The following is a 1,979-nucleotide window of genomic DNA, read 5'->3' as shown; positions in this document are numbered from 1 at the left end:
ACCTTCACGTCGGCGGGCTTGGCCTCGCCGCTCTTGGCGTCCGGGACGGGGGTGGTGGCGGTGGGGCTGGGGGTGGCCTCGGCGGCGGGGGTGCCCGGCGCGGCGGAGTCCGCGGCGGTGGCGCTCGCGTCCTGGCCGTCCAGGGTGCGGTCGGCCTTGAGCGCGGCCCAGAGCTGGTCCGAGTCGGGGTGGAGCAGGGCGACCCGCGGGCCCTCGTAGCGCCACGGCGCCGTCACGAACTTGACGTCGTGCAGGTTGACGTCCTTGAGCGACATGGCGAAGGAGAGCAGCTTGGCCGCCGAGCCGAGGTCGGGGTCGACGGTGAGCGACTTGGTCGCGGCGTCGGCGAGCGGCAGCAGGGTGGTCGGGTCCATGCCGCGGGACTTGACCTCCTTGATGAGCGAGGAGAGGAAGGCCTGCTGACGCTTGGTGCGGCCGATGTCGGAGCCGTCGCCGATGCCGTGCCGCACCCGGACGAAGTCGAGCGCGGACTGGCCCTCCACCTTCTGTTTGCCTTTGGGGAAGACCAGCTTGCCCTTCTTGCCCAGGTTCGGGTTGAGATCGCCCTCGTGGATGTCGTTCGGCAGACAGACCTCGACGCCGCCGACCGCCTTGGTCATCGAGGCGAAGCCGTTGAAGTCCACCACGATGGTGTGGTCGACCCGCAGGTTGGTGAGCTTCTCGACGGCGTTCTGGGTGCAGGCCGGGTTGCCCTGGTCGGTGTCGCCCACCGAGAAGGCGCTGTTGAACATCACATTGGTCTGCTCCTTGGTCCATTTGCCGTTCGGGAGCTTGCACGCCGGGATGGTGACCAGGGAGTCGCGGGGGATGGAGATGCCGACGGCGTGCTTGTGGTCGGCGTAGACGTGCAGCAGGATCGCGGTGTCCGAGCGGGCGCCGCCGTCCCCGCCGCCGCCGAGGTCGCTGTTGCCGTTGCCGCGGCTGTCCGAGCCGATCAGCAGGACGTTGACCGGGCTGCGGCCCTGGGCGTCCGGCGCCGCGGCGGCCGGGCGGTCCTTGCTGAGGGCGTCGCCGTCGAAGGTGGTGAGGTTGCTGTTCAGGCGGTAGTAGACGGCGCAGCCGCCGAGGACCAGGAGGGCGGTGCAGCCGGCCGTCGCCCAGAGCACCTTCTCCTTGGTGCTGCGCTTGGCCTTGGGCTTCGCCCGGCTCGTACGGCTGGCCTGACCGGCCCGGCCTGCCTGATCCGGCCGACCGGCCTGGCCGCCGTCCGCCGGGCGGCCCTGCGCGGTGCGCTCCTCGGCTGTGCGGCCGTCGGGTATGTCGCCGTCGGGTATGCGGCCCTCCGGCGAGCCGCCGGCTGCCCGGCGCGGCGATTTTCCGGCTCCGGGGGAACCCCTGCGACCAGACACGTCGTCATCCTCCACAGTTGCCACGAAACCCCCGTCGGACCGGCGGGCGTGCGTGGCCGGGGCCGGAGCCGATCCGGGCAGGCCCGTCGCTAAACTTTTACACCGCTGTAGAAACTCAGTGGAGCATACTAGGCGCAGATGAGAAAACCACCTGGTCAGACCAGCGGATCCGGTCGGCCAGGCTCCTCTGTGCTGCTCAGAACCCGTACGAGGAGCACGATGACTCACCGGATCGCACGTTCGATAGCCGGCGCCCTGGTGGCACTGCTGGCCGCCGTCGGCCTCACCGCCGCGGCGTCGAGCGCGACGGCGACGGCCGCACCCCGGCCCGTCGCGGCCGCCGCCACCACCGTTTCCGTCACCGGCACCGGCCCGGCCGCCCCGGCGGCGGGCCCGGCCGTCTCCGTCAGCACCCGGAGCGGTCAGACCGCGCCGGCCGCCCACCTCGCGGCCAAGGACGAGAAGAAGAAGTCGGGCTTCTTCGCCAAGCTCGGCAAGTTCCTGATCGTCGTGGTCATCCTGATCATCCTGTTCTTCGTGCTGCTGATCGTCGGCATCGTCTACGCCGCGAAGCGGATCTTCGGCCGCCGCAAGTGAGCTGTGGTGGCC

2 protein-coding genes are annotated in these 1,979 nt (G+C 70.8%); one reads left to right on the top strand and one right to left on the bottom strand.

Annotation, left to right across the window (positions count from 1 at the left end):
- Positions 1-1,370: LCP family protein (locus tag ACFV61_RS35765; protein ID WP_380496346.1), on the bottom strand; the 1,370-nt coding region annotated here is incomplete at its 3' end.
- Positions 1,371-1,589: 219 nt separating this feature from the next.
- On the opposite strand from ACFV61_RS35765, the gene ACFV61_RS35760 reads away from it, so the two are divergent.
- Positions 1,590-1,967 carry a hypothetical protein gene (locus ACFV61_RS35760; protein ID WP_380496344.1) on the top strand — a complete coding sequence of 126 codons (378 nt, stop codon included), beginning with the start codon at positions 1,590-1,592 and terminating at the stop codon, positions 1,965-1,967.
- Positions 1,968-1,979 lie beyond the last annotated feature (12 nt).

The sequence above is a fragment of the Kitasatospora sp. NPDC059817 genome (assembly GCF_042731835.1).
Taxonomy (GTDB): domain Bacteria; phylum Actinomycetota; class Actinomycetes; order Streptomycetales; family Streptomycetaceae; genus Kitasatospora.
The sequence above is the reverse complement of the archived record's forward strand: the minus strand, read 5'-3'. Positions and strand labels throughout refer to the sequence as shown.

Bases quoted from the DNA above. Each gene is read 5' to 3' on its own strand.
- ACFV61_RS35760 (WP_380496344.1), top strand. From the start codon at position 1,590: ATGACTCACCGGATCGCACGTTCGATAGCCGGCGCCCTGGTGGCACTG.